28 protein-coding genes and 7 tRNA genes are annotated in these 26,267 nt (G+C 36.2%); 25 read left to right on the forward strand and 10 right to left on the reverse strand.

Annotation, left to right across the window (positions count from 1 at the left end):
- Positions 1-14: 14 nt before the first annotated feature.
- A complete protein-coding gene (locus ACQ33O_RS08310) occupies positions 15-1,157 on the forward strand; it encodes an acyltransferase family protein (RefSeq protein WP_430995109.1) in 1,143 nt (380 codons plus the stop codon).
- A 9-nt stretch (positions 1,158-1,166) separates the two neighbouring features.
- On the forward strand, positions 1,167-2,294 hold the full coding sequence (locus ACQ33O_RS08315) for a hypothetical protein (RefSeq protein WP_430995110.1): 1,128 nt from the start codon (positions 1,167-1,169) through the stop codon (positions 2,292-2,294).
- Here the strand turns inward: ACQ33O_RS08315 and ACQ33O_RS08320 are convergent.
- Complete coding sequence (locus ACQ33O_RS08320) at positions 2,283-3,302, reverse strand: acyltransferase family protein (RefSeq protein ID WP_430995111.1); 1,020 nt, start codon at positions 3,300-3,302, stop codon at positions 2,283-2,285. The two genes, ACQ33O_RS08315 and ACQ33O_RS08320, sit on opposite strands and share 12 nt — an antisense overlap.
- Before the next feature lie 3 nt (positions 3,303-3,305).
- Positions 3,306-3,896 (reverse strand): riboflavin synthase, encoded by a 591-nt coding sequence (locus ACQ33O_RS08325; RefSeq protein ID WP_430995112.1) that lies wholly within the window; start codon positions 3,894-3,896, stop codon positions 3,306-3,308.
- Positions 3,897-4,123: 227 nt separating this feature from the next.
- On the opposite strand from ACQ33O_RS08325, the gene rpsU reads away from it, so the two are divergent.
- From rpsU to nusG, 11 genes are all read left to right on the forward strand, one after another.
- The gene (gene rpsU / locus ACQ33O_RS08330; protein WP_430995113.1) at positions 4,124-4,321 is read left to right on the forward strand and encodes a 30S ribosomal protein S21; all 198 of its coding nucleotides are present in this window, start codon (positions 4,124-4,126) and stop codon (positions 4,319-4,321) included.
- Between the two features lie 62 nt (positions 4,322-4,383).
- Positions 4,384-5,289: a tyrosine-type recombinase/integrase gene (locus ACQ33O_RS08335; RefSeq protein WP_430995114.1), complete on the forward strand. Its 906-nt coding sequence runs from the start codon at positions 4,384-4,386 to the stop codon at positions 5,287-5,289.
- A gap of 199 nt (positions 5,290-5,488) precedes the next feature.
- Entirely contained in the window at positions 5,489-5,788 is a 300-nt protein-coding gene (locus ACQ33O_RS08340; RefSeq protein WP_430995115.1) for an HPF/RaiA family ribosome-associated protein, read from the forward strand.
- 268 nt (positions 5,789-6,056) lie between these two features.
- Positions 6,057-6,129, forward strand: a tRNA-Thr gene (locus tag ACQ33O_RS08345).
- A gap of 39 nt (positions 6,130-6,168) precedes the next feature.
- Positions 6,169-6,250, forward strand: a tRNA-Tyr gene (locus ACQ33O_RS08350).
- A 113-nt stretch (positions 6,251-6,363) separates the two neighbouring features.
- A tRNA-Gly gene (locus tag ACQ33O_RS08355) sits at positions 6,364-6,436 on the forward strand.
- A 102-nt stretch (positions 6,437-6,538) separates the two neighbouring features.
- Positions 6,539-6,610: transfer RNA gene (locus tag ACQ33O_RS08360), tRNA-Thr, on the forward strand.
- 219 nt (positions 6,611-6,829) lie between these two features.
- Positions 6,830-8,017, forward strand: coding sequence for an elongation factor Tu (tuf, locus tag ACQ33O_RS08365; RefSeq protein WP_430995116.1), 1,188 nt, complete (start codon positions 6,830-6,832; stop codon positions 8,015-8,017).
- 101 nt (positions 8,018-8,118) lie between these two features.
- Positions 8,119-8,189 (forward strand) — tRNA-Trp (locus ACQ33O_RS08370).
- A 99-nt stretch (positions 8,190-8,288) separates the two neighbouring features.
- On the forward strand, positions 8,289-8,483 hold the full coding sequence (gene secE, locus ACQ33O_RS08375) for a preprotein translocase subunit SecE (RefSeq protein ID WP_430995117.1): 195 nt from the start codon (positions 8,289-8,291) through the stop codon (positions 8,481-8,483).
- A gap of 2 nt (positions 8,484-8,485) precedes the next feature.
- Entirely contained in the window at positions 8,486-9,088 is a 603-nt protein-coding gene (gene nusG, locus ACQ33O_RS08380; RefSeq protein ID WP_430995118.1) for a transcription termination/antitermination protein NusG, read from the forward strand.
- A 101-nt stretch (positions 9,089-9,189) separates the two neighbouring features.
- Here the strand turns inward: nusG and ACQ33O_RS08385 are convergent.
- From ACQ33O_RS08385 to hscB, 3 genes are all read right to left on the reverse strand, one after another.
- Positions 9,190-9,273, reverse strand: a tRNA-Leu gene (locus ACQ33O_RS08385).
- Positions 9,274-9,322: 49 nt separating this feature from the next.
- Positions 9,323-9,406: transfer RNA gene (locus ACQ33O_RS08390), tRNA-Leu, on the reverse strand.
- Between the two features lie 84 nt (positions 9,407-9,490).
- Entirely contained in the window at positions 9,491-9,970 is a 480-nt protein-coding gene (gene hscB, locus ACQ33O_RS08395; RefSeq protein ID WP_430995119.1) for a Fe-S protein assembly co-chaperone HscB, read from the reverse strand.
- A 124-nt stretch (positions 9,971-10,094) separates the two neighbouring features.
- On the opposite strand from hscB, the gene ACQ33O_RS08400 reads away from it, so the two are divergent.
- Positions 10,095-11,291, forward strand: a complete 1,197-nt coding sequence (locus ACQ33O_RS08400; RefSeq protein ID WP_430995120.1) for an NAD(P)-dependent oxidoreductase — start codon at positions 10,095-10,097, stop codon at positions 11,289-11,291.
- Here the strand turns inward: ACQ33O_RS08400 and ACQ33O_RS08405 are convergent.
- The 4 genes from ACQ33O_RS08405 to sucC form a co-directional block, all read right to left on the reverse strand.
- Positions 11,286-11,996 (reverse strand): tRNA1(Val) (adenine(37)-N6)-methyltransferase, encoded by a 711-nt coding sequence (locus ACQ33O_RS08405; RefSeq protein ID WP_430995121.1) that lies wholly within the window; start codon positions 11,994-11,996, stop codon positions 11,286-11,288. The two genes, ACQ33O_RS08400 and ACQ33O_RS08405, sit on opposite strands and share 6 nt — an antisense overlap.
- A 71-nt stretch (positions 11,997-12,067) precedes the next feature.
- Positions 12,068-13,111: a tRNA (adenosine(37)-N6)-threonylcarbamoyltransferase complex transferase subunit TsaD gene (tsaD, locus tag ACQ33O_RS08410; RefSeq protein ID WP_430996154.1), complete on the reverse strand. Its 1,044-nt coding sequence runs from the start codon at positions 13,109-13,111 to the stop codon at positions 12,068-12,070.
- 64 nt (positions 13,112-13,175) lie between these two features.
- A complete protein-coding gene (locus tag ACQ33O_RS08415; protein WP_430995122.1) occupies positions 13,176-14,420 on the reverse strand; it encodes an ABC transporter permease in 1,245 nt (414 codons plus the stop codon).
- 128 nt (positions 14,421-14,548) lie between these two features.
- Positions 14,549-15,760: an ADP-forming succinate--CoA ligase subunit beta gene (gene sucC, locus ACQ33O_RS08420; protein WP_430995123.1), complete on the reverse strand. Its 1,212-nt coding sequence runs from the start codon at positions 15,758-15,760 to the stop codon at positions 14,549-14,551.
- Positions 15,761-15,904: 144 nt separating this feature from the next.
- Here sucC and ACQ33O_RS08425 point away from each other — a divergent pair, with 144 nt between their 5' ends.
- The 8 genes from ACQ33O_RS08425 to ACQ33O_RS08460 all read left to right on the forward strand — a co-directional run bounded on the left by ACQ33O_RS08425 (position 15,905) and on the right by ACQ33O_RS08460 (position 22,620).
- Complete coding sequence (locus ACQ33O_RS08425) at positions 15,905-16,717, forward strand: purine-nucleoside phosphorylase (RefSeq protein ID WP_430995124.1); 813 nt, start codon at positions 15,905-15,907, stop codon at positions 16,715-16,717.
- Between the two features lie 195 nt (positions 16,718-16,912).
- Positions 16,913-17,332 (forward strand): lipocalin family protein, encoded by a 420-nt coding sequence (locus ACQ33O_RS08430; protein WP_430995125.1) that lies wholly within the window; start codon positions 16,913-16,915, stop codon positions 17,330-17,332.
- Positions 17,333-17,476: 144 nt separating this feature from the next.
- Complete coding sequence (locus ACQ33O_RS08435; RefSeq protein ID WP_430995126.1) at positions 17,477-19,498, forward strand: putative porin; 2,022 nt, start codon at positions 17,477-17,479, stop codon at positions 19,496-19,498.
- A 93-nt stretch (positions 19,499-19,591) separates the two neighbouring features.
- Positions 19,592-19,981, forward strand: a complete 390-nt coding sequence (locus ACQ33O_RS08440; protein WP_430995127.1) for an HYC_CC_PP family protein — start codon at positions 19,592-19,594, stop codon at positions 19,979-19,981.
- 95 nt (positions 19,982-20,076) lie between these two features.
- Positions 20,077-20,640, forward strand: coding sequence for a hypothetical protein (locus ACQ33O_RS08445; RefSeq protein WP_430995128.1), 564 nt, complete (start codon positions 20,077-20,079; stop codon positions 20,638-20,640).
- 4 nt (positions 20,641-20,644) lie between these two features.
- Positions 20,645-21,187 (forward strand): heavy-metal-associated domain-containing protein, encoded by a 543-nt coding sequence (locus tag ACQ33O_RS08450; protein ID WP_430995129.1) that lies wholly within the window; start codon positions 20,645-20,647, stop codon positions 21,185-21,187.
- A gap of 91 nt (positions 21,188-21,278) precedes the next feature.
- A complete protein-coding gene (locus ACQ33O_RS08455) occupies positions 21,279-22,082 on the forward strand; it encodes a hypothetical protein (protein ID WP_430995130.1) in 804 nt (267 codons plus the stop codon).
- A 55-nt stretch (positions 22,083-22,137) separates the two neighbouring features.
- Entirely contained in the window at positions 22,138-22,620 is a 483-nt protein-coding gene (locus ACQ33O_RS08460; RefSeq protein WP_430995131.1) for a peroxiredoxin family protein, read from the forward strand.
- Here the strand turns inward: ACQ33O_RS08460 and ACQ33O_RS08465 are convergent.
- Complete coding sequence (locus tag ACQ33O_RS08465) at positions 22,609-23,619, reverse strand: acyl transferase (protein WP_430995132.1); 1,011 nt, start codon at positions 23,617-23,619, stop codon at positions 22,609-22,611. The genes ACQ33O_RS08460 and ACQ33O_RS08465 overlap by 12 nt on opposite strands.
- A gap of 16 nt (positions 23,620-23,635) precedes the next feature.
- Here ACQ33O_RS08465 and ACQ33O_RS08470 point away from each other — a divergent pair, with 16 nt between their 5' ends.
- Genes ACQ33O_RS08470 through ACQ33O_RS08480 form a run of 3 tightly spaced genes read left to right on the forward strand, consistent with a single transcriptional unit; the run spans position 23,636 to position 26,061 of the window.
- Positions 23,636-24,088 carry a hypothetical protein gene (locus tag ACQ33O_RS08470; RefSeq protein WP_430995133.1) on the forward strand — a complete coding sequence of 151 codons (453 nt, stop codon included), beginning with the start codon at positions 23,636-23,638 and terminating at the stop codon, positions 24,086-24,088.
- An 8-nt stretch (positions 24,089-24,096) separates the two neighbouring features.
- A complete protein-coding gene (locus ACQ33O_RS08475; RefSeq protein ID WP_430995134.1) occupies positions 24,097-24,930 on the forward strand; it encodes a hypothetical protein in 834 nt (277 codons plus the stop codon).
- A 24-nt stretch (positions 24,931-24,954) separates the two neighbouring features.
- A complete protein-coding gene (locus tag ACQ33O_RS08480) occupies positions 24,955-26,061 on the forward strand; it encodes a M42 family metallopeptidase (RefSeq protein ID WP_430995135.1) in 1,107 nt (368 codons plus the stop codon).
- Positions 26,062-26,267 lie beyond the last annotated feature (206 nt).

Consider the following 26,267-nt stretch of genomic DNA (forward strand, 5'->3'; position numbering starts at 1 on the left):
TTTGTAGCACTGATATGGATACAAAACAAAACTTCCACGGATTCAACGGGCTACGATTTATTTCTATCACCACTGTAATTCTGCTTCATTTATTTACGTTCAAAGAAAATTTCGGATTGACGGAAATGACTTTCCCTTTGCAGGAAATTATTACTTACTATGGCGTACAGTTTTTCTTTGCCGGTAGCGGTTTTCTGATAACATACCTCTTACTGGCAGAGTTTAAAAAAAATGCGACTGTTTCCCTGAAGGATTTTTACTTGAGAAGAATATTAAGACTCTGGCCAGCCTACTATCTATTGATCATTCTGGCATTGCTGGTGGTATTAAAACTTCCTTTCTTCGATATTCCCGAACTTACAGCAGAATATCTGCAAGCCGATTATACAAAGAGTAATTTATTGTATTTTTTATTTTTACCACATATTCAACCGCACTTTTTTCCAACGGCCCCGTATATACATCAAACTTATACTGTTGGAATTGAAATGCAGTTTTATTTTTTATGGGGACTTATCTTTTTTCTCATTCCTAAGTTTACCAAAAAGTTATTTATAGGGATACTGGTTGGTGCTATCATACTAAATTTTACGCATGATTTTTTTTATGAGAACTGGGTGCAGATGAAATCTTCATTTGTTGTATCACTGCTACTAAAAATTGCCACTTATATTGAGTATTCAAGATTTTCAACCTTCGCTTTGGGAGGGCTTTTTGCATATGCTTTTTTCGAAGAGAAACAATGGCTCTCTATTTTTAAATCACCTCTGGTACAGGCAATTTTGTATCTGGTTGTGTTGTTTAGTCTTTACTACGATATATATATCCCTTTTTGCCGTGATGAATACATAGCTTTTCTGATACTTTGCATACTCACTGCGGCAACGTATAAAAAAACATCCATCATAAACTTTAGTGCAGGCTGGTTATCTTTTTTAGGTAAGATATCTTACGGAATTTATCTCTTTCATATTTTCGCCATTGTCTTTGCGATAAAAATATGTACAGAGGTTTTAGAATTTGATGTTACGACTAATTTTCAATTGGGGGTATTGATTGCCATTACTATGGGTCTTTCTATTTTATTTGGTTTAATATCTTATTACACGATAGAGAAATATTTTTTGAATATAAAAAAGCGGTTCCAAAAAATTTAGGACAGAATAATGAAAAACTCATTCATCAGTTTTATCAATAAAAAAGATCATTACGTTGTCATTACTGCGTGGGTGATTTTTCAATTGATTTGGATCGCTGTTTTTGGGTTTGATTTTCAGGGAGAATCAAATAAATATATCAGGGAAGCAAATTTGTTCGTAACGAATAATGGATTCACTCAACACAGATATATTTTTTACTCAACAACTATTTTGCTGATCGTTTTTAGTAATCTCATTAAAATAGGTTTGCATGGTGCAGTGTTTATGGTCATGTTCATTAATCTGGTATGCTATCTTAAGTTTTATAAATCTTTGAATACACTCTTCAAGGATAAATTGCCTGCAGTTCTTGTTGTCATCTTTCTTATGGTTTTCTGGCCTTATCAGCGTTGGACGGTTACGCTTTACTCAGAAGGAATTTTCTATAGCCTTGTAATGTTGCTATGTGCAGTTCTGATAAGCTATAAAAAGCTTTCATTGAAATATCTGCTTGGATTATCAACAGTGCTGTCCTTGCTCATTCTTACCAGGCCTATGGGGGTGTTATTCATCATTCCAGTTGCTATGTTCATCTATTTTCATCTTGTCGGCAGACAAAAAATATTTTTTCTGTTGACGTTAATAGCAGGGGGTATATTGATCAATGAAGTGTCGCAAATTGTGTTTACAACCACTGCTGATTGGGATATGAAAAAAGCTCTGCAGTCGGATATTATTATTGCTGATAAAGATGATTATCCGGTCAATAATGCTATCATTCTATCGGATAGCCGAAATCAACTATATCAACTTATATTTTATATCACACATAATTTTTCACACTTTATAATGCTTGCAACAAAGCGTTTACAGGCTTTCTTTTTTTTAGTGAGAAACTATTATTCTACTCTACACAATCTATTTCTGTTAGCACCCGTTGCTTGTATGTATTTGTTGATCATTTTTTATTTCAATAAGATAAGGACAGTGTTAGGAAGGCCACTGTTAGTGTTTATGTTATCTTCAATATTCTTTTTTGCCTTAGCGGTATCTCTCCAATTCGACGATTATCACAATCGTTTTTTTCTGTTGCTAATGCCGATATTAACGGTAATGGCTTTAGCAGGGATCTTTCATAAACACTTATCCAAATAAAGGAAGTTTTTTGTGTTTCAATTGTATGCATGGCTTTTCAATAAAGATCCACGAAGCAAATGCAAGTGGAATAGTTATTAGTAGGGTAAAGAAGAAGAGAGGGAAAGTAGAAATATTATAATCAGCTATTTGATAAATGATCTGTTGAATAGGGAAGGCGAAAATGTAAATGCCGTAAGAAATATCATGATTGATCCTTAATTTGATCTTTTGTGAGAAGCCAATCAAGAATACCGGCAATGATAAAACAGGCAATAGCAGAAAGGCTGGGTTGAAGTGTGAAGGATTGGTCAATTTTAAAAAAACATAAGCAATACTTATTGTTAGTAACGATATCCATACCTGTTTTTTATTTAGTTCTGCCAGATAGACAAAACTGCCCAAACAAAAAACACTCACAAGATTTATTGTGATCACATAATCCATCGTTGTTTTAAAAGCTAATACTGTATAACAAGTAAGCAAGAGGGATAGCATTGCATACTTAAGTACTTTTTTATTTCTAAGTAATGTAACAAGAATGATCAACGAAACATAGAGCTTTAACTCAAGTGAAATGGTCCATAATGAAGTGTTGACACTATTTACATTGAAATGGTTATCGGTAAAAACACCCGGTAAGTTCATTTGAATTTTAAAGCCTGATATAGTGGTCAGGTATTTCCATGTTTCTACATTCAAAAAATATTCTTTTACAGTTAGCTGCGTAATAATTGGCCCCATTACAAAAACGCTCAGTACAACCAATGTAATTAAAGCAGGGAAAATGCGAAGAAATCTTTTCTTTAAAAAAAGTAAAACTGTTTCAGAATCGATTGCGCTTTTCGTAACAAAAAAACCACTGATGAAGAAAAAAATACACAAGCCAAATGCAGATGCTTCAAATTGGTTGTGTGTTAAAAGATTCACTGATTCCAATGCATCTTCACCGGTGATATAAAATGAATGAGAGAATATTACAAGTATTGCTCCGACTAACCGTAAAAAATTAAAATTATTGTTATGCAAAATTTATTTGTTTAAGGTCAGGCTTCTAACAACGTATTTGCCGATCATGTCAAACTCAATATTTACAAGGTCACCTTCCTGCAAACTTTTCATGTTTGTATGCTCATACGTGTAAGGAATGATAGCTACTGTGAAGTGTGCTTCATCAACATTGAAAATAGTAAGACTGATACCATTGAGTGTAATGGATCCTTTTTCTATGACCAATGCTGCAAATTTTTTGTCGAATTCGAAATTGAATTCCCAACTGCCGTTTTTTTCTGTAATTGAAATACATTTAGCTGTTGCATCCACATGGCCTTGTACAATATGACCATCTAATCGACCATTCATAACTAAACAACGTTCAAGATTCACAACAGTACCAATGGTCCATTCGTTCATATTGGTTTTTGCCAATGTTTCGCTTACTGCCGTTATACGGTGAGTTTTGCCTTCAATTCCTTCTACCGTTAAGCAAACTCCGTTGTGAGCAACACTCTGATCTATGCTCAATTCGTCCGATATGTCAGATGCTATCAAAAAGGTCTTATTAGTGCCAGAAAGGGTAATTCCCTTTACAATACCTGTTTTTTCTATGATTCCCGTAAACATGGGCGGCAAGTTAAGAATTATGAGTTAAGAATTATGAATTAAGTCAGGTTTATGCTTTTACATTATGCTTAGTTTGCGTTGGAGATAATGTTATTTCAATAAACATAACAAGCTGATTTTTAATGATAAAATCATCTCTTTTAAATATTTTTAATTTTTAATTTTTAATTCTTAATTTTTAATTATCTTCGCACCCTTAAAAAAAACTACCAAAGGAGGTATATCAAATGCTAATTATCGATTCTAAAGATTGCGAAAACATAGACAAGGCGCTTAAGAAGTACAAAAAGAAATTCGAAAAGAGCCGTGTTTTGTTACAATTAAGAGAAAGACAGTCTTTCACAAAACCGTCCATCAGACGTAGAACTGAAGTATTGAAAGCTGTTTACAAGCAAAATATAGCAAGCGGAAAAATAGATATTTAAGTCTATTGCCCTTTTAAATATTTGAAACTGATAATCGAGTAACTTTGGTTATCAGTTTTTTTATGTCTGCAACCTACCAAAAAAGCATACAATCATTCCTGGATTACCTCAAATTTGAAAAAAGGTATTCTCAGCATACGATTACCTCTTACGAGACCGATCTTATTGCTTTTTTCGACTTTATTGAGGTTCAGTTTGCTATTACAGATTTGGCGGCTATAGCACCTACATTTGTACGCAGCTGGCTGGCGCAGTTAAAGGAGGGGGGGATGACATCAAAGTCGATCAACAGAAAAATATCTTCTCTAAAATCTTTTTTTAAATATCAGCTCAAAAAAGGGGTGTTGCAAACAACTCCTATGACGACCATTGTATCTCCGAAAATAAGCAAACGATTACCACAATTCGTGGAAGAAAAAGACACAGGTACCTTATTTACTTATGTAGAATTTCCGGATACTTGGGAAGGGAAAACACATAGATTAATACTGGAGATATTTTATAATACCGGGATGCGTTTGGCTGAACTGGTGAACCTAAAAGAATTACAGGTTGATGCCGGAAATAGCAGTATTAAGGTGCTTGGTAAAGGAAACAAGGAAAGGGTATTGCCGGCAAGTGGTGAGTTGATGAAGGCATTGCAAGTATATATTGCAGATAAGCGTACGGCATTTGAAAAATTCGATAGCGAATTTGTATTAGTAAATAGCAAGGGTAAGAAACTCTATCCAAGATATGTTTATACTGTAGTAAAAAAATACCTAGATCAAAGCGGAACTACTATTGATAAGAAAAGCCCCCATGTGCTTCGGCATACTTTTGCCACACATCTTATGAACAATGGCGCAGATCTTAATGCAGTAAAGGAATTGCTGGGACATAGCAGCCTAGCAGCCACACAGGTTTATACCCATAACACCATCGAAAAGTTAAAGGATGTATATAAGAAGGCTCATCCAAAAGCCTAAAAATCAGACCGTTTTACAATAATTTTTTAAATATTCTGTTTATATAAAGAATGCAGTTATTTTTTTTGGAAATACCAGCCAGAAAAACTAACTTGTATTTAAGAAATCCTATCTCTGAATCCTAAAAAATGCTTATGGTATAAAATATCTACTTAGTACTTTCAAATTATTTTTTCACAGATTTAAAATTAAGATTGCTATGAACGTAAACATTCAAACAGTGCATTTCGATGCAGATTCTAAATTAGTAGACTATGTAGAAAAAAAACTTTCAAAACTATTTCAATTTCATGACCGTATCACAAAAGTAGATGTGTATTTAAAGTTGGACAATGTAGTACACAATATCAAAGACAAAGTAGCTGAGATCAAAGTACATATTCCGAAGTACGATTTTTTTGTAAAGCATTCTTCCAAATCATTTGAAGAAAGCTTTGATGAGGCGCTAACATCAGTAATAACACAGATCAAACGAAAAAAAGAAAGATTGGCCGCTTAGAAATATTGTCCCGCTTTAGCGGGACTTTTTTTTGCTATTCTGTGACTTTCCGAGATATTCTGTAGGGGCTAAAAATAGGCTTTTGCTTACGTCCAACTACCAACGTCCAACTACCAACTTTTCCGATTATTCACATTTTTATTTTTTCGTGTAAAAAAATCTTTTACAAAGTTTTTCTATTAATCAAATATACTTACCTTTGCCATCCCGAAAAATGAAGGAGCATTTGTATGCCTTTTTTTGAAGGAGTTCTTTTTAATAGAAAAATGCCGAAATAGCTCAGTTGGTAGAGCAACTGATTTGTAATCAGTAGGTCGCTGGTTCGACTCCAGTTTTCGGCTCAGAAACATGTCTGACGGTCTCCGGAAGATTGTTCAAGGGGGCAGTTACCAGAGTGGCCAAATGGGGCGGACTGTAAATCCGCTGACTTCGTCTTCGGTGGTTCGAATCCACCACTGCCCACAAAACAATTTGCTAATTAGCCAATGTGCTGATGTTCTAATTGTTTAGTTCTTTTAAAATTATGATGTTCTGCATTAGCACATGGGCAAATCAGCACATCAACAAATTTATTAGCGGAAGTAGCTCATTTGGTAGAGCGGTAGCCTTCCAAGCTTCAGGTGGCCGGTTCGAGCCCGGTCTTCCGCTCATTGAGTTAGGCGTTTAAAATGTTTGAGAGGTTGAAAAAGTTTAAAGGACTAAAAACCTTTGAAACCTGCTAGACCCGTTTAACGTTTTAAACATTTAAACGCTGTTGTAGCTCAGGGGTAGAGCACTTCCTTGGTAAGGAAGAGGTCGTGAGTTCAATTCTCATCAACAGCTCTAAATAAAGTTGAAAAGGTTTCAGTAGTTTAATAGGTTCACTAACCTTTGAAACATAATAAACCTTTTAAACTTTTTAAACATAGATGCACAACGGTATACAGTACAAGAGAGTGACACAACGATGATGATCAAAGTTGCGAAGCTTGTAAAATAAAAGTCGATGGTTACAGACTTAAAACGACAACCAATTTCAAAACAAATATTAAAATTTAAACAATGGCAAAAGAGTCTTTCAAAAGGGATAAACCCCATTTAAACGTTGGTACTATTGGTCACGTGGATCATGGTAAAACAACACTTACAGCCGCTATAACCGATGTTTTGTCAAAAAAAGGTTTGGCGGAGAAAAAAAATTACGATGATATCGACGGTGCTCCTGAAGAAAAAGAAAGGGGTATTACGATCAATACAGCTCACGTAGAGTATGCTACTGCTACTCGTCACTACGCTCACGTGGATTGTCCGGGTCACGCCGATTATGTTAAGAACATGATCACTGGTGCTGCTCAAATGGACGGTGCTATCTTGGTAGTTGCTGCTACTGATGGTCCAATGCCACAAACTAAAGAGCACATCCTTCTTGCTCGTCAGGTAGGTGTACCTCAAATCGTTGTTTTCATGAACAAGGTTGATTTGGTTGATGACGTTGAGTTATTAGAATTAGTTGAAATGGAAATTCGTGAGTTGTTAACTTCTTACGGTTTCGATGGTGATAACACACCGATCATCCAAGGTTCTGCTACCGGTGCTTTAGCTGGTGAAGAAAAATGGGTTGCTAAAATTGGTGAATTGATGGATGCAGTTGATAGCTACATTCCTCTTCCTCCAAGATTAGTTGATCAACCATTCTTGATGAGTGTTGAGGACGTGTTCTCAATCACTGGTCGTGGTACTGTTGCTACTGGTCGTATCGAAAGAGGCCGTATCAAAGTTGGTGAAGCAATGGAAATCGTTGGTTTAATGGAAAAACCTTTAGCTACAACTTGTACAGGTGTAGAAATGTTCAAAAAATTATTGGACGAAGGTGAAGCCGGAGATAACGCAGGTCTTTTATTACGTGGTATTGAGAAAACTCAAATCCGTCGTGGTATGGTTCTTTGCAAACCAGGTTCTATCACTCCGCACACTGAATTTAAAGGTGAAGTTTACGTGTTAAGCAAAGAAGAAGGTGGACGTCACACTCCATTCTTTAACAAATATCGTCCTCAGTTCTATTTCCGTACAACTGACGTAACTGGTGAAGTTACTTTAGCAGCTGGTACTGAAATGGTTATGCCAGGAGATAACACTAACTTATCAGTAGTATTGATTCAACCGATCGCAATGGAAAAAGGGTTGAAATTTGCGATTCGTGAAGGTGGCCGTACAGTAGGTGCTGGTCAGGTAACTGAAATCGTTAAATAAGCAAAAAGCGTAAGCTTTTAGCTCTTAAAGCAAATAAATTTATATATTTGCAACATATTCTAAAAGCTGTTTCGATACCCTCGGAATAGCTTTTAGCTTTTACGGGCATGGTGCAACGGTAGCATACGGGTCTCCAAAACCTTTGATCTGGGTTCGAATCCTAGTGCCCGTGCAAAACAAGTTGGAAAGGTTTAAAGCGTTGAAAAAGTTTAAAAGGTTCTATTAACTTGCGAAACTTTTTCAACCTATTAAACATATTAAACTCAAAAAAATGAACAAACTAACAACATACCTAAGAGACTCTTACAAAGAGCTGGTAGAAAAAGTAACCTGGCCTAATTGGGAGCAGTTGCAACAATCTACTATGATTGTATTAGGTGCTACATTATTTATCACTGCTATTGTAGCATTGATGGATTTTGTTTCTAACGGATCTTTAAAATTTATATACTCTTTACTTAAATAACAATGGAAGAAACAATAACATCAGACGTACCCGTTACGCCGGAAAAAGAAACCCGTTGGTATGTACTAAGGGTGGTAAGTGGTAAAGAACGTAAAATTAAGGAGTACCTTGATAAAGATATCGTTCGTAATGGTTGGGTAGATATCATCAAACAAATTTTTTTACCGGTAGAAAAAGTGTATAAAGTACAAGCTGGTAAAAAAGTGATGAGAGAAAGGAACTTCTATCCCGGTTATGTGATGATTGAAGTATCTGCAGGAAAATTGAATGATGATATGGTGCAACATATCAGCAATATCAGCAACGTAATGCACTTTTTAACCGATGGCAAAGGCAGCAAAGGAAACATTATTTCTTTACGCAAAGCTGAGGTAAATAAAATGTTGGGTAAAGTTGATGAAATGGGTGAAGCAGGCGGTGTTACAATGAGCGAACCATTTATAGTTGGCGAAACCATCAAGATCATTGATGGTCCGTTCAACGACTTTAACGGTGTGATAGAAGAGGTGAATGACGAGAAGAAGAAATTAAAAGTACAAGTGAAAATATTTGGTAGAGCTACACCTGTAGAATTAAACTACATGCAGGTTGAAAAGATCAGCTAACATTTTTTTAGAATTTATTGAAGCCATTCCTGAAGGAGTGGCTTTTTTATTTTGACGATATTAATTATATAAAGAAACACCCTCCAGAAGGGAGGGTGTTGTGCCCGGGACTGGATTCGAACCAGCACATAGTTTCCTACGCTGCCACCTGAAGGCAGTGCGTCTACCAATTTCGCCACCCGGGCAAGTAACTATCAAATGCAAATAAAAAAGCACTGATTTATCAGTGCTTAGTGCCCACGAAAGGAATCGAACCTTCACGCCCTTGCGAACGGCAGATTTTGAGTCTGCTGCGTCTACCAATTCCGCCACATGGGCAATACACATCGTTTAAAGTTGGTAGGGTTAAAACGTTTAAGAACGTTCAACCATTAAACGGTTTAATCGGGTTGCGAAATTACGTTAATCATTAATTCTGTCCAAAATACGTTGTAAGTATTTTTTCTTAAAGTAATATTCCTTCACTTTAAGCAGATCGGCCGTATTTGCTGTAGCATCATTGTATGTCTCAATGATTTGTTTTACGGCACTGTAGGCTTCGTTTTCAATGGCTTTTATAGCATTGATTGAGTTCTCATTCAACTCTTCATTCAGCTCCATCATTTCCATTAAAAAGTCCGGTGGAAGTTGATATTTCTCTTCTTCTTCAAGCAAGCCCTTTAATTGTAAAACATATTTGAGTGTGAGATCGGGATTTTGAAATATTTTAAATGCTTTATTTATATCGGATGATTTTTCCAGCACTTCAGCCTGCTCATCTTCTGATGCCTGTGAAAAAAAATCGGGATGATATTTTTTTTGAAGCTCAAAATACTTTTTGGGCAATATGTTTTTATCTACCTGTAAACAGACGGGCAAATCAAATAATTCAAAATAATTCATATAACAAAGATACTTTTATTAGAACACGGGTTACACGGATTTTATGGATTAAAAATAATTTTATCCGTGAAAATCATTTTAATCCGTGTAATCCGTGTTCCAATAAAATCGTAAATTACATTTGATGCTTACCATTGGTTTAATAAAAGAAGGGAAAATACCTGCGGATAACCGTGTGGCGCTTACACCCGCTCAATGTAAATGGATAGAACAACATTTTCCGAATATCAAGATCATTGTGCAAGGCTGTAACCATAGGTGTTTTGCAGATAAGGAGTATGAAAGAGCCGGCATACAAGTTCAGGATGCTGTTGATGATTGCGATATACTACTAGGTATCAAAGAGGTTCCTATAAGTATGTTGATTGCCGGCAAAACTTATCTCTTCTTCTCACATACAAAAAAGTTGCAGCCACATAACCAACAGCTTTTCAGGTCAATTATTGAAAAGAAAATTACCCTGATAGATTATGAATGTTTAGAGCATGACGATGGTCAACGTATCATCGGCTTTGGTTTTTTTGCAGGTATTGTGGGGGCACATAACGGTATGATGGCTTATGGCAGAAGAACGGGTGCATTTAAGTTGGGTAGAGTGTTTGAGTGTAAAGATTATAGACACTTGATTCATACCTATTTTGGAGTAAAACTTCCAAAAATAAAGATAGCCGTAACCGGTAGTGGCAGGGTAGCACATGGTATTGTAGAAGTTATGAACTTAATGGGAGTAACAGAAGTAGAGCCGGATGAATATCTTGAGCGAAAATTTTCATACCCGGTTTATGTAGCACTAAAGGGATCAGATCTTTATGTACACAAGGAGACTAAAACCTACAACAGAGAAGACTTTCATCGCCATCCGGAAATGTACAGAAGCAGATTTTTACCATATACCAGGTGTTCCGATATTTTAATGAATGGTATTTACTGGAGCGAAAATGCACCGAGACTATTTGACAGGTCAGATATCGACGATGCTTTTACGATTGAAACCATTGCTGATATTACAGATGATGTAAATGGCTCGGTGCCGATCAATGTTGGAGATCAATCAATAGAAGATCCTGTTTACGGGATCGATAGATCATCATTTAAAAAAACAGATCCTTATTTATCAAGTTCTATTGATGTAATGGCCGTAGGTAATCTACCTAATGAATTGCCGAGAGATGCCAGCAGGTATTTTGGAGAGCAACTGATCAAATTTATTTTGGAAGATCTGGTAACAGGAGGGAGTGCTATCATCGACAGAGCTACTATTGTGAATAAAGGAATTATTACCCAGCCTTATGCATACATGAACACTTATGCTGGTTTATAAATACAGATAATAATCTTTTAGTAATTCTTTAAACTCGTTGGTGTAATTGTTGTTGCCATCTTTGATGATGATTGTTTTTTCAATCATCGAAATTTTATTTCTACCAAAAACAAAGAAAGTTCTGAAATAATCATGCTTAGGCGTTTGTCTTACAAGTACTTTCTCTTCAATAAAAAAGTTATTAGCTTGAAGTAGTTGATTGAAATCTTCCGATCGGCTGAAAGGCAGTATCACAGCAGATTTCCCATCTGGTGAAAGATTTCGGTCGATAGTTTCTATTAATTTATTTAGTGTTAAGCCGGTGTCATGTTTTGCTGCATTTTTTTCTGCGTTGGCAGATCTTAGATCATCCTCGAAGAAAGGCGGATTGCTAATGATCAGATCATATTTTTTATCAGCAACAAACATTGTAATATCATCATTAAAAATTTGTAGACTTTCTTTCCAGGGAGTTGTGGCAAAGTTTTCTCCTGCTTGCTGATAAGCATTTGTATCAATTTCTACAGCATCAATAGCTGCATCGGTTTTCTGTGCAAGCATTAAGGTTAACAGCCCTGTTCCTGTACCAATATCTAAAATGTTGGAAGTTGATTGTTGGAAGTTACTAGCAACGTATGCACCGAACAAACAGCTATCTGTACAAACTTTCATTGCACATCGGTCCTGGTGGATGGTGAATTGTTTGAATTGGAAGAAACTGTTCATAGTTCATAGTTTATAGTTAATGGTTAATAGTTTTTAGCCGCTGAATACAACTATGAACGATGAACCATCAACTAACTCCATTCTGCTTTTGCACTTGGTGACACACTCAGATCAGTAAAATCTTTGTTCAGGTATTTATAATAAGCTGTTATAGCAATCATTCCTGCATTATCGGTGCAATACTGAAATGCAGGAATATAGGTTTGCCAGCCCATTTTTTCTCCGGTTTCCTGTAAAGCCTTACGTAGTCCACTATTAGCACTAACACCACCGGCTATGCAAACATTTGTTACACCGGTTTGTAGGGCGGCTTTTTTCAATTTATTCAGCAAGATGCTGATGATCCTGTTTTGAATCGATGCACAAATATCGTTCAGGTTATCAGCAATGAATTTTTTCTTTTCATCTTCAGTTGCCAAAAATTCTTCTTTATATACATTGCTCGATCCTGCATTTTGTAAAAAATAAAGAATAGAAGTTTTCAAACCGCTGAAACTAAAATTTAATTCGGGTATTTGTGGCTCAGGAAAGCTAAACCGTTGTGCATTGCCGCTAGTTGCGTACTTATCTATTAACGGGCCGCCGGGGTAGGGCAGACCTAAAAGTTTTGCTGATTTATCGAATGCTTCGCCGGCGGCATCATCAATGGTTTCGCCAATCACTTTCATTGAAGAAGGGCTTTCACAAAGTACGATTTGTGTATGTCCTCCACTAACAGTAAGGCATAGAAAAGGGAAAGAAGGTTTCTCATCTGCAATTAAGTTGGCTAAAACATGTGCTTGCATATGATGTACGGCTATAAGCGGTTTATTTAAAGCCATCGCCATCGATTTTGCAAACTGCGTTCCTACCAATAATGAACCAATCAGCCCGGGGGCTTGTGTAAAAGCAACAGCATCTATATCCGAAAGATGAATACCGGCTTCTTTTATAGCTGCATCAACAACCGGAACAATGTTTTGCATATGTGCTCTGCTGGCCAACTCGGGCACAACACCGCCATATTTTTCATGAATGGTTTGGTTGGCAATGAAATTGGATAATATTTTGCCATCCCGGCAAACAGAAGCGGACGTTTCATCGCAAGAAGATTCTATAGCTAAAATTGTAATGATAAATTATGATTTATAAGTTATGAGTTGCAAATTTAATTCATAATTCATAACTCATCATTCATAATTATTTTGAACGTATTGCCACCACCGGATTCATTTTTGCAGCTCTTGATGCAGGAAAAATACCGGAGAGGATACCGACCAACAAACAGATAAAGAAAGTTGTTATAATGAGCGGAAGAGAAATATACACAGGAAAATTTAGTGGGCCGGATAATACCAATGAGAGTATATACACAAGAAATAATCCGATAATACCACCGAGAAAACAAAGTATGGTAGCCTCTAGTAAAAATTCAAATAATATACTTGCGCTTTTAGCACCTACGGCCTTTTTTAAACCTATAACAGCTGTACGCTCTTTAACTGTTACAAACATAATATTGGCAATGCCGAACATACCAACAATTAAACTGATTACACCAATGAGCCCGCCAACGATATTGACTGTTTTGAATAAGCCACTTACAGCTTCACTAAAGGCTTCTACACTGTTTAGTGAGAAATTATCTTCTTGTGTAGGCCCGAGTCTTCTTATTTGACGCATAATGCCTTCCAACTCATCGCTCAACGCTGCAGTTGTAACGCCTTCTTTTCCTTTTGCAATAAGTACGGGGTTGGCATAATCATCTTGAATGATCTGTTTGCAAAATTTATATGGCAACATGATACAATTATCATAATCCCATCCGATAAAATTCTTTCCTTCTTTTTTTATGATACCAACAATCGTAACTTTTTTACCTTTTACTTCGAATGTTTTTCCGAGAGCTCGGCTAGCATCACCATATAATTTTTCAGCATTGTCATAGCCTATTAAAGCTACGGGGCTACCGCTGTTGAATTCAGGTTGAGATATATAACGACCGGCATCAAAGGAGAGGGGTTGAATAATCATTTGCGATTCAACAATGCCGTAAGTTGATGCATTTTGAATCACATCGTCTTTATAAGAAATATTTGTACTTGATCGCATTAAGAAACCAACATCCAGTAATAATTGCGAACGCTCTTTTATTAGTGCAGCTTCTTCATATTTCATAGAAGGTCTTGCCCTGAATTTCCAGAAAGGTTTATCGGGGCCACCGCCATATTCCCATTTGTCGATGTAAATAGTATTGCTGCCAAGTGTTTTGATCTCATTTTGAAGATTGCGTTCAAAACTACCAACGGTGGTGAGTACACCGATGATGCAGAAGATGCCAAATGCCACTCCTATAAGACTTAATGCTGTACGAAGCTTATTTACTTTAAGCTCCTGAAAAGTAAGTCTGAGTGAATTACGAAGTATGTTGAGCGACTTTCGCATTTCTCAAAAATACGGCAACTATATTACTTGTAGTCCTTTAAATGCTGAGTGGAACTTTTTATGTTTAGTCGGCGGGAATAAAAAATCCCATCATATTGATGGGATTTTTTATTCAATATTTTAAAATACTAAGCCACCGCTTTATTAACCAAAGCAGCTGCTTCGCTCAATAAAATCGCACTTTGTACTTTCAAACCGCTTTTATCGATCAGGTCTTTTGCAACATCAGCATTGGTTCCTTGCAAACGAACGATGATAGGAATTTCAATATTACCAATAGAATTGTAAGCATCAATAACACCTTGTGCAACCCTGTCGCAACGAACAATACCACCAAAGATGTTGATCAGAATCGCTTTTACTTTGGGATCTTTTAAGATAATACGGAAACCTGCTTCTACAGTTTGTGCATTTGCAGTACCACCTACATCCAAGAAGTTAGCTGGTTCTCCACCACTTAATTTGATCATATCCATGGTAGCCATTGCAAGTCCTGCACCATTTACCATGCAACCTACGTTGCCATCTAATTTTACAAAATTCAGATTATGTTTGCCTGCTTCCACTTCTGTAGGATCTTCTTCGCTTACATCCCTTAATCCTGCAATATCTGCATGACGGGTTAATGAGTTATCATCGATATCCATTTTACAGTCAACTGCAATGATTTTATCATCACTTGTTTTAAATAGCGGATTAATTTCAACCATACTGCAATCCAACCCAACGTAAGCGCTATAAAGGTTGGTTACAAATTTCACACAACTCTTAAATGCCTCACCGCTCAAACCTAAGTTGAAAGCAATTTTCCGAGCCTGAAAACCTTGTAGTGGTCCGCCTGGATGTACCAATTCTTTGTGTATTTTTTCAGGAGTATCATGAGCAACATCTTCAATGTTCATACCACCTTCAGTACTATATACAATCACGTTTTTGCCAGATGTTCTATCTAACATAATCGATAAATAAAACTCCTTAACAGGATTTGGCCCTTCATAATACACATCCTGAGCAACCAATATTTTATTTACTACTTTACCGGCAGGCCCTGTTTGAATGGTAACCAATGTTCCACCAAGAAGATTGCCTGCAATTTCTTTTATAGCATCTGCATTTTTACCAACGGCAACACCACGTTGTTCTTTACCAACGATGGTACCTTTACCTCGTCCGCCGGCGTGAATTTGCGCTTTTACAACAGCGAAGTTGCTGCCATATTGAGTTTTGATCTGACGGTAAGCCTCTTCAGCTTCGCCAGGTGTGTTACAGGCAATACCTTCTTGTACAGGTACGCCATATTTCTTCAAAAGTTCCTTTGCTTGGTATTCGTGCAGGTTCATTTTTTAAAAGTTTTGGCGAAGATAATAAAGTGTAATGAGTTATGATTTCAGTGATATGATTTTTGGTCATTTCTTTATGCAAACGATGTCAATATTACCGATATTGCAGAATATTGTACATTTGCCTACAAATTCTATAAAAACATGATGCAAAAAATTAACGAAGCTGTTGCTTACATTCAAAGTCTTTACCAAGGTACCCCAGCGGTAGGGATAGTTTTAGGAAGTGGATTGGGGAATTTTGCTGCAGAAATTAAGGCAGAAAAAGAAATCCCTTATGGAGATATTCCACACTTCCCGGTAAGCACTGTTGAGGGGCATAGTGGAAAATTGATTTTCGGTGAATTGGGGGGTAAAAAGGTAGTTGCAATGGCAGGTCGTTTTCATTTCTACGAAGGATATACCATGCATGAGTGTGTTTTCCCAATAAGGGTGATGAAATTTTTGGGGATCAAAACATTACTATTGAGCAACGCCGCAGGCGGGGTAAATAGAAAATATAAAGTAGGTGACCTGATGATCATTAATGATCATATCAGTCAGCTAACTGTAAATCCTTTGATCGGACCAAATGATAAAACAATGGGGCCACGTTTCCCGGATATGACTGAACCTTATAAAAAACATTTGATCGCTAAAGCAAAAACTATTGCTGCGGCAGCTAATATTAAAGTGCAGGAAGGTGTATATGTTGCGGTAACCGGTCCTACTTTTGAAACAAAGGCAGAATACCTGATGATCGAAACGTTAGGAGGAGATGCAGTGGGAATGAGTACTGTGCCGGAATGCATTGTTGCCAATCATATGGGGTTAGATGTATTTGCAATGAGTGTTATAACGGATGTAGGTATACGTGAAGAAGAGAATGTGATCACACACGAAGAAGTATTGGAAGCGGCGAAACATGCGGAGCCGAACTTTACTCATATATTTAAAGAATTGGTTGCTGCCATATAATTGGCCCGATAAAAAAATCAAAAAACGTTATCTCACGTAAAAGCTATTTTGTGAGGTAACGTTTTTTTTATGTTGATCTCTCTGCTTAAGGAAATAGTGTTGTACTTGCTTGTTTCTTTCAATTTAATAGGTTACATTAGATTGGTCGTTGATTTGTTTAATTGCCTTTATTTTTTACATTACAAAACAACTGCAATGCGAAAGCTCCTTATTCCTTCCGCCTTTTTACTGATGATCGCTTCTTCATCCTGTAAAAAATCAGATTCAAATTGTGGATTATCTTTAGAAACGCTAAAAGGGACCTACAAAGTCACTGCTTCAGTATATAAGGAAACGCCTACTTCAACACCGGTAGATGAATTTGCCTTATGGGACGCTTGTGAAAAAGATGATACCGTTACATTCGGCGATGCCAATGTAATTACTTTTACAGATGCAGGTACCTCTTGCGATCCCAGCGGTAGCGGTGTGGCTGTTTGGACGCTATCTGGTAATACACTCATAATAGACGGAGAGACTTATGATGTATCAAGTTTCAGTTGTTCGGGCATGACAATAATCTGGCAGGATGATACAACAGACGAGACAGGAACCATAACTTTGAAAAAGGTATAGCAGTAAAATAGTACAAGAATGAGGAGTGCTCAAAAGGCACTCCTTTTTTGTGCTGATTTTTTATTTGCAATAAAATCTTGCTAAAAGCACCTGAATATTACGGTGGTTATTTTATTGTAAGTATTTTTGGCGTAAGATTTTAGTATGAAGAAACTACTTGCTACATTTTTATTGGTATTTGCTTTCACATTTTCCTATGCCCAGGTCGGTAGGGGAATCAAAGAAAGATTGGGAGATGATAAAGGAGGGATAGGAAGCAATAACAGATCTAGTACCGATACAAGTGGAAAAAGAGACGATCTTGGATTTGAACACAGGGATGATGCAAAAGATTCTGTCAGTATTAGTTTTAAATACCTTGATGCAATTAGAAGTAATCGATTAGATTCTTCTATCAACGATTTTTATAGATATTTTTCAATACCGGCGGCACAGCAATATCTTGGCAATAATGGCTCTGCAGGTTATTCATTATTGTTTACACCTTTTGCCAAAGCGGGGTGGGATGCCGGATTTCATGCATACGATGCTTACAAGTTTACTTTAGCAGATACTCGTTTTTTTAAAACAACTAAACCTTATTCACAAATAGGTTATCAGTTGGCAACAGGGCAGGAGCAATTTATTAAAGTCTTACATACACAAAATCCGTTTTCTAATCTGAATTTTGGATTTGAATATAAATTGATTACTGCCCCCGGCTTTTTTGTTACACAAAATACCAATCACAACAGCTACCGGATATTCAGTAATTATCAGGGCAAAAGAAAAAGATATGCAGCGTATTTTACATTTCTTGGTAATACGATCAAAGGTTCTGAGAACGGAGGAATAAAAAATGATAGTTTTTTAACCAATCCTGATTTTAAAAAAAGATTTACCATACCTGTAAATCTCGGCAGAGATTCAGGGCTTATTCCAAATCCATTAAAGTCATCTGTAAACACGGGAAATATTTATAAAGATGCTACGGTGTTTATCCGCCAGAGTTACGACATCGGCAAAAAAGATTCTGTTGAGGTAAATGATTCCACTACTGAGTATTTGTTTTATTCTAAACTTCGTTTTCAACATACGTTTACTTATAGTACGTACAGTTATCAGTTTAAAGATGTTGGAGCCGACTCCGTTATTTATCAAAAATGGTATGATACAACATTGAAACGAATTGATTCGCTTATTGTAACAGATAAATGGAAAGTGATCACTAATGATTTTTCTTTGGTACAGTTTCCGGATACAAAAAATAACGGACAATATTTTTTAGCCGGCATACGACTTGAAAATATGAAAGGGACTTTTACGAAGGGCTCAAAGAATTATTACAACCTTGTGGCGCATGGCGAGTATAGAAATAAAACACGTAACAAGTTGTGGGATATATTGGCTAATGGAGAATTTTATGTGAATGGGCTCAACAGTGGAGATTACAGTGTTAATGCTATGCTGGAAAGATTCCTGAATAAAAAATGGGGCAATGTCCAATTGTCTTTTAATAATGTGAACAGAAGTCCTTCATTTATTTTTAATTCATTTTCATCTTTTGATTTTGGCAATAATGCATCTTATAAAAAAGAAAACATTACCACTATAAAAGCGTCAGCTCTAAATCCGGTTATCAATCTTTTTGCTGCAAACTACTTTATTACAAACTATACATATTTCCAAGATTATTATAAAACGGCACAGTACAATAAACTGATCAATTTGTTGCAGCTTAGTGCATCTAAAAAAATAAAACTAAATAAAAAATGGAGTTGGTATGCCGAAGCTACTATGCAACAAACAGATGCCGCTGCACCGATTAAAGTACCGCTTCTTTTTACACGTAACCGTGTAGCATATGAGGGTACTTTCTTTAAAAATTTAAATCTTTCAACAGGGGTTGAGTTTAGGTACTACACTCCCTACAAAGCGTATAATTATTCTCCTGTAATGGGACAATTTATGCCTCAGGATACCACTACAATTAAAAACAGGCCGGACATAGCGGGATTTTTGCATTTTCGAATAAAGAGTTTTACCGGGTATCTAAGAGCAGAAAATCTTAATGCGATTGATTTCACTAATGGCTTTGGGTTTACCAGAAACAATTTTGCTGCTCCGCATTATGTATATCAGGGGTTTATATTCAGGTTTGGGATATTGTGGAAGTTTGTTAATTAGTCTTAGAGGGTTAGGTCTAAACCACAAAATTCCGGCTCATTAGCCAAATTTTAACATTTAAAAATTGCTTTTAACATTACCTTTATAGTAGAAATGAAAAAAATCATAGTAGCCATAATCGCTTTTTTATACATGGGTATATCTTCTGGTATAGCCATGAACGTGCATTATTGCATGGGAGAAAAAGCTGGTGTTGGTTTTTATGGTGATGAAAAAGATAAGTGTGGGAAATGTGGGATGAAGGGCAAAAAAGGATGTTGCCACGATCAACACAAATTTTACAAACTCAATGATTCTCACAAAAAAGCTACCGTAGAAACGCCTACTCCAAAAGTTGTAGATACGGTTGCAGTTGTTACTACTTTCTATAATCGTTTTTTCTATAAAGCTGCAGATGCAGCCAACAAGCCCGCTAATCCAAGTCCTCCACCCAATTACGTTAAACCTCAGCTTTACCTCACTAATTCTGTTTTCAGACTATAGACCGAGAATAGTTTTTATTCACCTGTAAATATATTAACGGGTGCATTGTGCTATACGCATATTTCAAATTATTTTCAATATTAAAACTATATACAATGAAAACATTATCATTATGTGCTGTACTATTATTCAGCATTTTTAACACTCAATTTTCTTTTGCTCAAAAAGGACCACTTACTACTGCAAACATAAAAGTTTGGGGTAATTGCGAAAGCTGTAAGAAAAGAATCGAAGGAGCAGCTTTGAAAGCAGGAGCAGCAACAGCTGTGTGGGATGAAGAGTCCAAAAATCTTGCAGTAGCTTTCGACGCAGCAAAAACATCTAACGATAAAATAGAAAAAGCAATTGCAGCCAAAGGTCACGATACTCAGAATTTTTCTGCCGAAAACGCAGCATACAATAAGTTACCGGGCTGTTGCAAATACGACAGAAAGGATGCAGCCGCAACTTCAACAGATAGTGAAAAATGTTGCAGTCATGATAAATGTGCTGCACATGATAAGGCATCATGCAAAGAAGCGAAATGTTGCGAAGGAATGGACTGCTGTAAAGGTGATGGTGGTTGTGAAAAACATGATCATAATAAAGCCGGAGCAAGCAATGATTCAAAAATGAAGTGCGGTAGTGAAAAATCTTGTTGTAAAAAAGCAAAAGCATAATGCCATGAAAAGTCTTTTTTTAATGTTGATGATCGTACTTTCATTCAACGCCAATGCACAAATTAAAAGTGTGGCTTTACAGGCAAGTGGTTTAACATGCAGCATGTGTAGCCGGTCTATATTCAAGTCTTTAAAATCACTTGATTTTGTTGATAAGATAGATGCAGATATCAAAACTTCTACTTTTACTATAACATTTAAGCAGGATAGTAATGTAGATATTGATAAGCTTAAAAAGAAAGTGGAAGATGCAGGATTCTTTGTTGCTGATCTGAAAGCTACGATACATTTTGATAGTATAGCTGTAGCTAACGACAATCATGTAACTGTTGCCGGAAATGTTTTTCATTTTCTCAATGTTAAAGATCAGGTGTTGAATGGAGATAAAACCATAAGGGTAATAGACAAAGGCTTTGTCTCTGCAAAAGAGTACAAGAAGAATGGAAAGTATACTTTAATGGAATGTTATAAAACGGGTGTAGCCGGTAGCTGTTGCTCAAAAGGCGGACTTGCAAAAGGTACACGAATATTTCATGTAACAATTTAATTTTATGCCGGGAAGGATAAAAGCCGCTTTAAGATCCAATATTATCGGTTTGTTTTCTTCCCGGCTAAATTAATTGATCAATTCGAATTTGATGAAAAGATGTATTATAATTTTATTTATTCTCTTCAGTAATATTTTATCGGCGCAGGAACTGTTTGTATATACTGAGCCTGCCAGTAACATGGCCGCTAAAAGCATTGGGATACGAGCCAATACTATGTTTATGAAAAATGTTCATTCAGATAAGAATGAATTTTTTTTGACACCCGAATTCATGTGGGGTGTTTCAAAAAAAATAATGATCCATAGCGAGGCTTTTTTCAATAATGCTTCCGGCAAATTTGATGTACAAGGAGCAGGTATATATTTGAAATACAGGTTTTATAGTGAAGATGAAGTGCATAATCATTTCAGACTGGCTGTGTATGGAAGGTACAGTTTGAATAACGGAGCCATACATGATGCATACATTAATTTGAATTGTACCAATAGTGGATTTGAAGGAGGTATTGTCGCCACGAAACTGATCAATAAAGTTGCAATCTCGGCAAGCGGATCGTTGATACATGCGTTGGATAATGGGAGTAATGCATTTGGCAGCGATTATCGGAATGCAATCAACTATACTTTGTCTCTGGGAAAATTAATGTTGCCAAGAGAATACAGGAATTATGATCAGCCCAACTTAAACCTGATGGTGGAATTGCTTGGGCAAAATAATCTAGGAAAAAATAAACAGTATTTCTTAGATCTTGCCCCTTCATTACAACTCATTTTAAAAAGCAGGATGAGGTTGGATGCAGGATACAGATTTCCTTTGTCAGATAAATCAAACAGAGCAACTCCTAATAGTGTATTGTTGAGATTTGAGTATAATTTATTTAACGTTTATTAATGAGCCGGTTTCTGAAATTTATAGTATCATTGTTCAAGAAGAAAAATTGTTGCGAATGAAAAAAATATTTGCTGTAATTGCGTTTGTGTTATTTGCACAGTTCCTCTTTGCTCAGGTTGGTATTGGTGGCGCAGCGCCTGAGATCAGTTTGCCGAATACAAAAGATAGTATCATTAATCTTTCCTCTCTCAAAGGAAAGATAGTATTACTGGATTTTTGGGCCAGTTGGTGTGTGCCGTGCAGAAAGTCTAACAGAGAGTTAGGCGTTTTGTATAAAAAATATAAGGAAAAAGGTTTTGAAGTGTATGCGGTATCGTTAGATCATAAAGAATCGGATTGGAAAAAAGCAATAAAAAAAGATAATATCACTTACGCTCAGGTGAATGATAAACAGGGTGTCTACTCTAAAATAGCAGATACTTACGGTGTATCTGAGATCCCTTCTTCTTTTTTAATAGATACAGATGGCACCATACTGGCAATCAATTTAGAGACAAAGGAATTGCAAGAAATGCTTGATCAGCTCTTACAGCGTTAATAAGCTACATCCTCGTATATCGCTATTGTCTAATCTTCCCAAAATTTCAAAACTATCATCGCTGTATAATTTTCCTGCATCATCAGTAGCGATAAATGCACAGGAGTGAATATTTGCAAGGTCAATAATGTTAACAGCGCCAGAGATCGGTCCATTCTTTTTGCCTGCACTAATAATTAATGGATCATCTTCTTCTCTGATCAAAATTTTCATCCATGGAGGACAATTGAAAATTCCATCGCCTTTGGAATAAGCCTGGCTTAATAATTCCGTCATGCCATATTCCGAATGAATTTTACTTACAGAAAAAGCGTTACATAAAATATGGTGCACTTCGGTTCTTGTTAATTCTTCTCTCCGGCCCTTCATGCCGCCGGTTTCCATTATCGTTGTATGCTGCAGCGGCATGGGAAATTGTTCTGCAAAATCTATCAGTGCAAATGTTGCACCGAGTAGCAATGTTTTTTGTTTTGCTGCTTCAAGTTGTAATAACGTATTGCGTAATGCATCAAGATTGTGCAAATAGAAGCCACTTAGAGGGTTGTTGCTTTTTTGTATCAGTTTATCAGCCATCATTACAAGAGAAGAATTTGCTCTTTCCAGATAGGAGGGTAGTAGTGCAATGATACAATAGTCAGCCCCATAAAACATGTCAAATGCTTTAGTAAAGCTTTCTTCATACAATGAAATATCTTTTACAAAATGTTTGCTGTTGATGCTGGTTGTGGTGCCACTGCTTTCAAAAATTACAGCCGGTTCAAATTCGGTTGTTTTTACAATATGCGATTTGAATAAACTGATCGGTAAGAATGGTATCTGCTCAATTCTTGTAACTGAAGCCCCTTCAATATGACGTAGGCGGCAATACTGATTGTAAAGAGTATTGTGCTCGAATTGGAACTGAAATAAAGCCAAAGCTGTTTCCGAGAAATTGTGTTCGGAAACAGAAAATATTTTATCTGTAAAGTCGGTATCTTTAACAGCAGTATTCAATTTCAATCATTAAATTTGTAATATGGGTACAAAGATGCGATACACAATTATAATTGCCATATTTAGTTTTGTTTTTATTGCTTGTAGTAAAGATAAATTCACTACAAAGCCGCAATTGACATTTAAATCGGCCAATACAAATGTTGTTGAAAAGGAAAATGTATTAGAGTTTACTTTGGATTTTACCGATGAAGAAGGTGATATTGATAGCTTGTTTATGTTTAAAATAACAAAGAATTGTTCACTTAGCGATCTAAAGGATAGTAGTGAAATCACGGCATCTCTTCCAAGAGTAAAAAAACAACGAGGAGATTTGATCGTTACTTATAAAAATGCGGTTAATGCATTTCCTTACCTGCCTTGTTATCCTTTGTGTACAGAAAATGATACTTGTTACTTCCGATTTGTTTTAATGGATAAAGCAAAGAATAAAAGCGATACATTGAATACCGGACAAATTGTAATCATTAAATAAAATCTTTTTTGAAAAAGATTTTTCAATTCATCTTATCTCATTCTATTTTTATTGCATTCTGTGCTGCTGGTCTGGTAGTACAAACTTTTCAATTATTGCATCAACCAATTGATCTTGCGATCATAGCATTTGTGTTTTTTGCAACGCTCTGTAGTTATAATTTTTATTGGCTACTCAGTAAAAAAATGTTTGGCACTGTTTTTTACAATGCCATCTTTTTTAAGAAAGAATTCGGCAAACTTATTTTATTGGGAATTGCTTGTATAGGAATGTTGGTATGTTATTTTTTATCATCCATTAGCTTATGGAATATTTTACCCGGTTTTGTACTGACATGCTTATACGCATTGCCTTTATTACCCCTTAAAGCACTGGCCTTTACAAAAAGGCTGGGTATATTAAAAACATTGATATTGGCATTTACCTGGGCATATGTAACTGTATATGTCCCAATAAACAAATCCTTTGGAGAATCAACAGATTCCGATCTGTTCATCCTTACACATCGGTTTTTATTTATGCTAATGCTTTGCATTATTTTTGATAGCAGAGATAGTGCGATTGATAAAATAAGAGGTATGCATAGTCTGACCACAGATATTTCTAAACGAGTATTGATATATCTGGTAGCTATCGTATTTATGGCACTGTTTGCGGCAGTTCTGTTATACGAACATTTTGATATTTCAGTAGATCAGTCAATTGCATTGCAGGTTTCAACTATTGCCCTGTTGATCACTTTTTATTTTTCTACAAAAAAACAGGGCTATTTCTTTTATTATTTTATGGTAGACGGAATGATGTTATTTTCGTCAATCGCAACTTATATAGCAAGTATTTAATATTTTTGATTTCAAATTTTTATTATGGCAAAAGCAAAAAAGGTAAAAAGTATTCTTACAGAAAAGAGTTACGAGTTTTTAAAGAATTATATAAACAATCCTTCCCCAACGGGTTTTGAAAGCAGCGGACAAAAAATGTGGCTTGAATATGTAAAGCCGTTCACGGATAGTTTTTTTACTGATCCTTATGGAACTGCGGTAGGAGTAATCAATCCCGATGCTCCATTTAAAGTTGTTATAGAAGCACATGCAGATGAGATCAGCTGGTTTGTGAACTATATATCTCCGGAAGGGTTGATCTATTTAAAACGTAATGGTGGTGTAGATCATCAAATTGCACCATCGATGAGGGTTTTGATACATGGCAAAAAAGGCCCTGTAAAAGCAGTATTTGGCTGGCCTGCCATACACACTCGTTTACAAAACCCTGAGGCTAAAGAACCACAACCAAAAGTTGATAACCTGTTTTTAGATTGTGGTGCAAGAAGTAAGAAAGATGTGGAAGCATTAGGTGTTCACATTGGAGCTGTTGCTACTTATGAAGATGGCTATGAAGAATTGAGCTACGGTCATTTGATCGGAAGAGCATTTGACAACCGCATTGGTGGTTTTATGATTGCCGAAGTTGCAAGATTATTAAAAGAAAATAAAAAGAAATTGCCTTATGGTTTGTATATAGTGAACGCAGTACAGGAAGAAATTGGTTTAAGAGGAGCAGAGATGATTGCCCGTAGAATAAAACCAAATGTAGCCATCATTACCGATGTAACGCATGATACTTCTACACCAATGATCAGTAAGATCATTCAAGGCGAAACGGTTTGCGGTAAAGGCCCTTCACTGACCTTTGGTCCGGCGGTGCATAACAAATTATTGGATGTTGTACAAAATGTTGCAGAGAAAACCAAGATTCCTGTTCAGTTGCACACCGTAAGCAGAAGCACCGGCACCGATACGGATTCATTTGCCTATGCAAACGATGGTTGTCCTTCTGTATTGATCTCAATCCCATTGCGTTATATGCATACTACAGTTGAAATGTTGCATAAAGACGATGTGGAGAATACAATTAAGTTAATGTACGAGACTTTACTAACGTTAACGCCTAAAACAAATTTGAGTTACTTTTAATTGTGCAAATTATTATTGAGAGCCTCCTTTATGGGAGGCTTTTTTATTTTACAATAGTCGTTTTGTTGCAAAAGAAGCACCACCAATATTCCATAGTCTTATCCTGCAATAGCCCTTCTGTTTTACGTTTACAGTCAGAGCACTCCTGGATTTTAGTTTCATCTTCATAAGCATGGTAACCACATTCGTCGCACCTCCATTGAGTT

Source organism: Ferruginibacter sp. SUN002 (genome assembly GCF_050611725.1).
Taxonomy (GTDB): domain Bacteria; phylum Bacteroidota; class Bacteroidia; order Chitinophagales; family Chitinophagaceae; genus Ferruginibacter.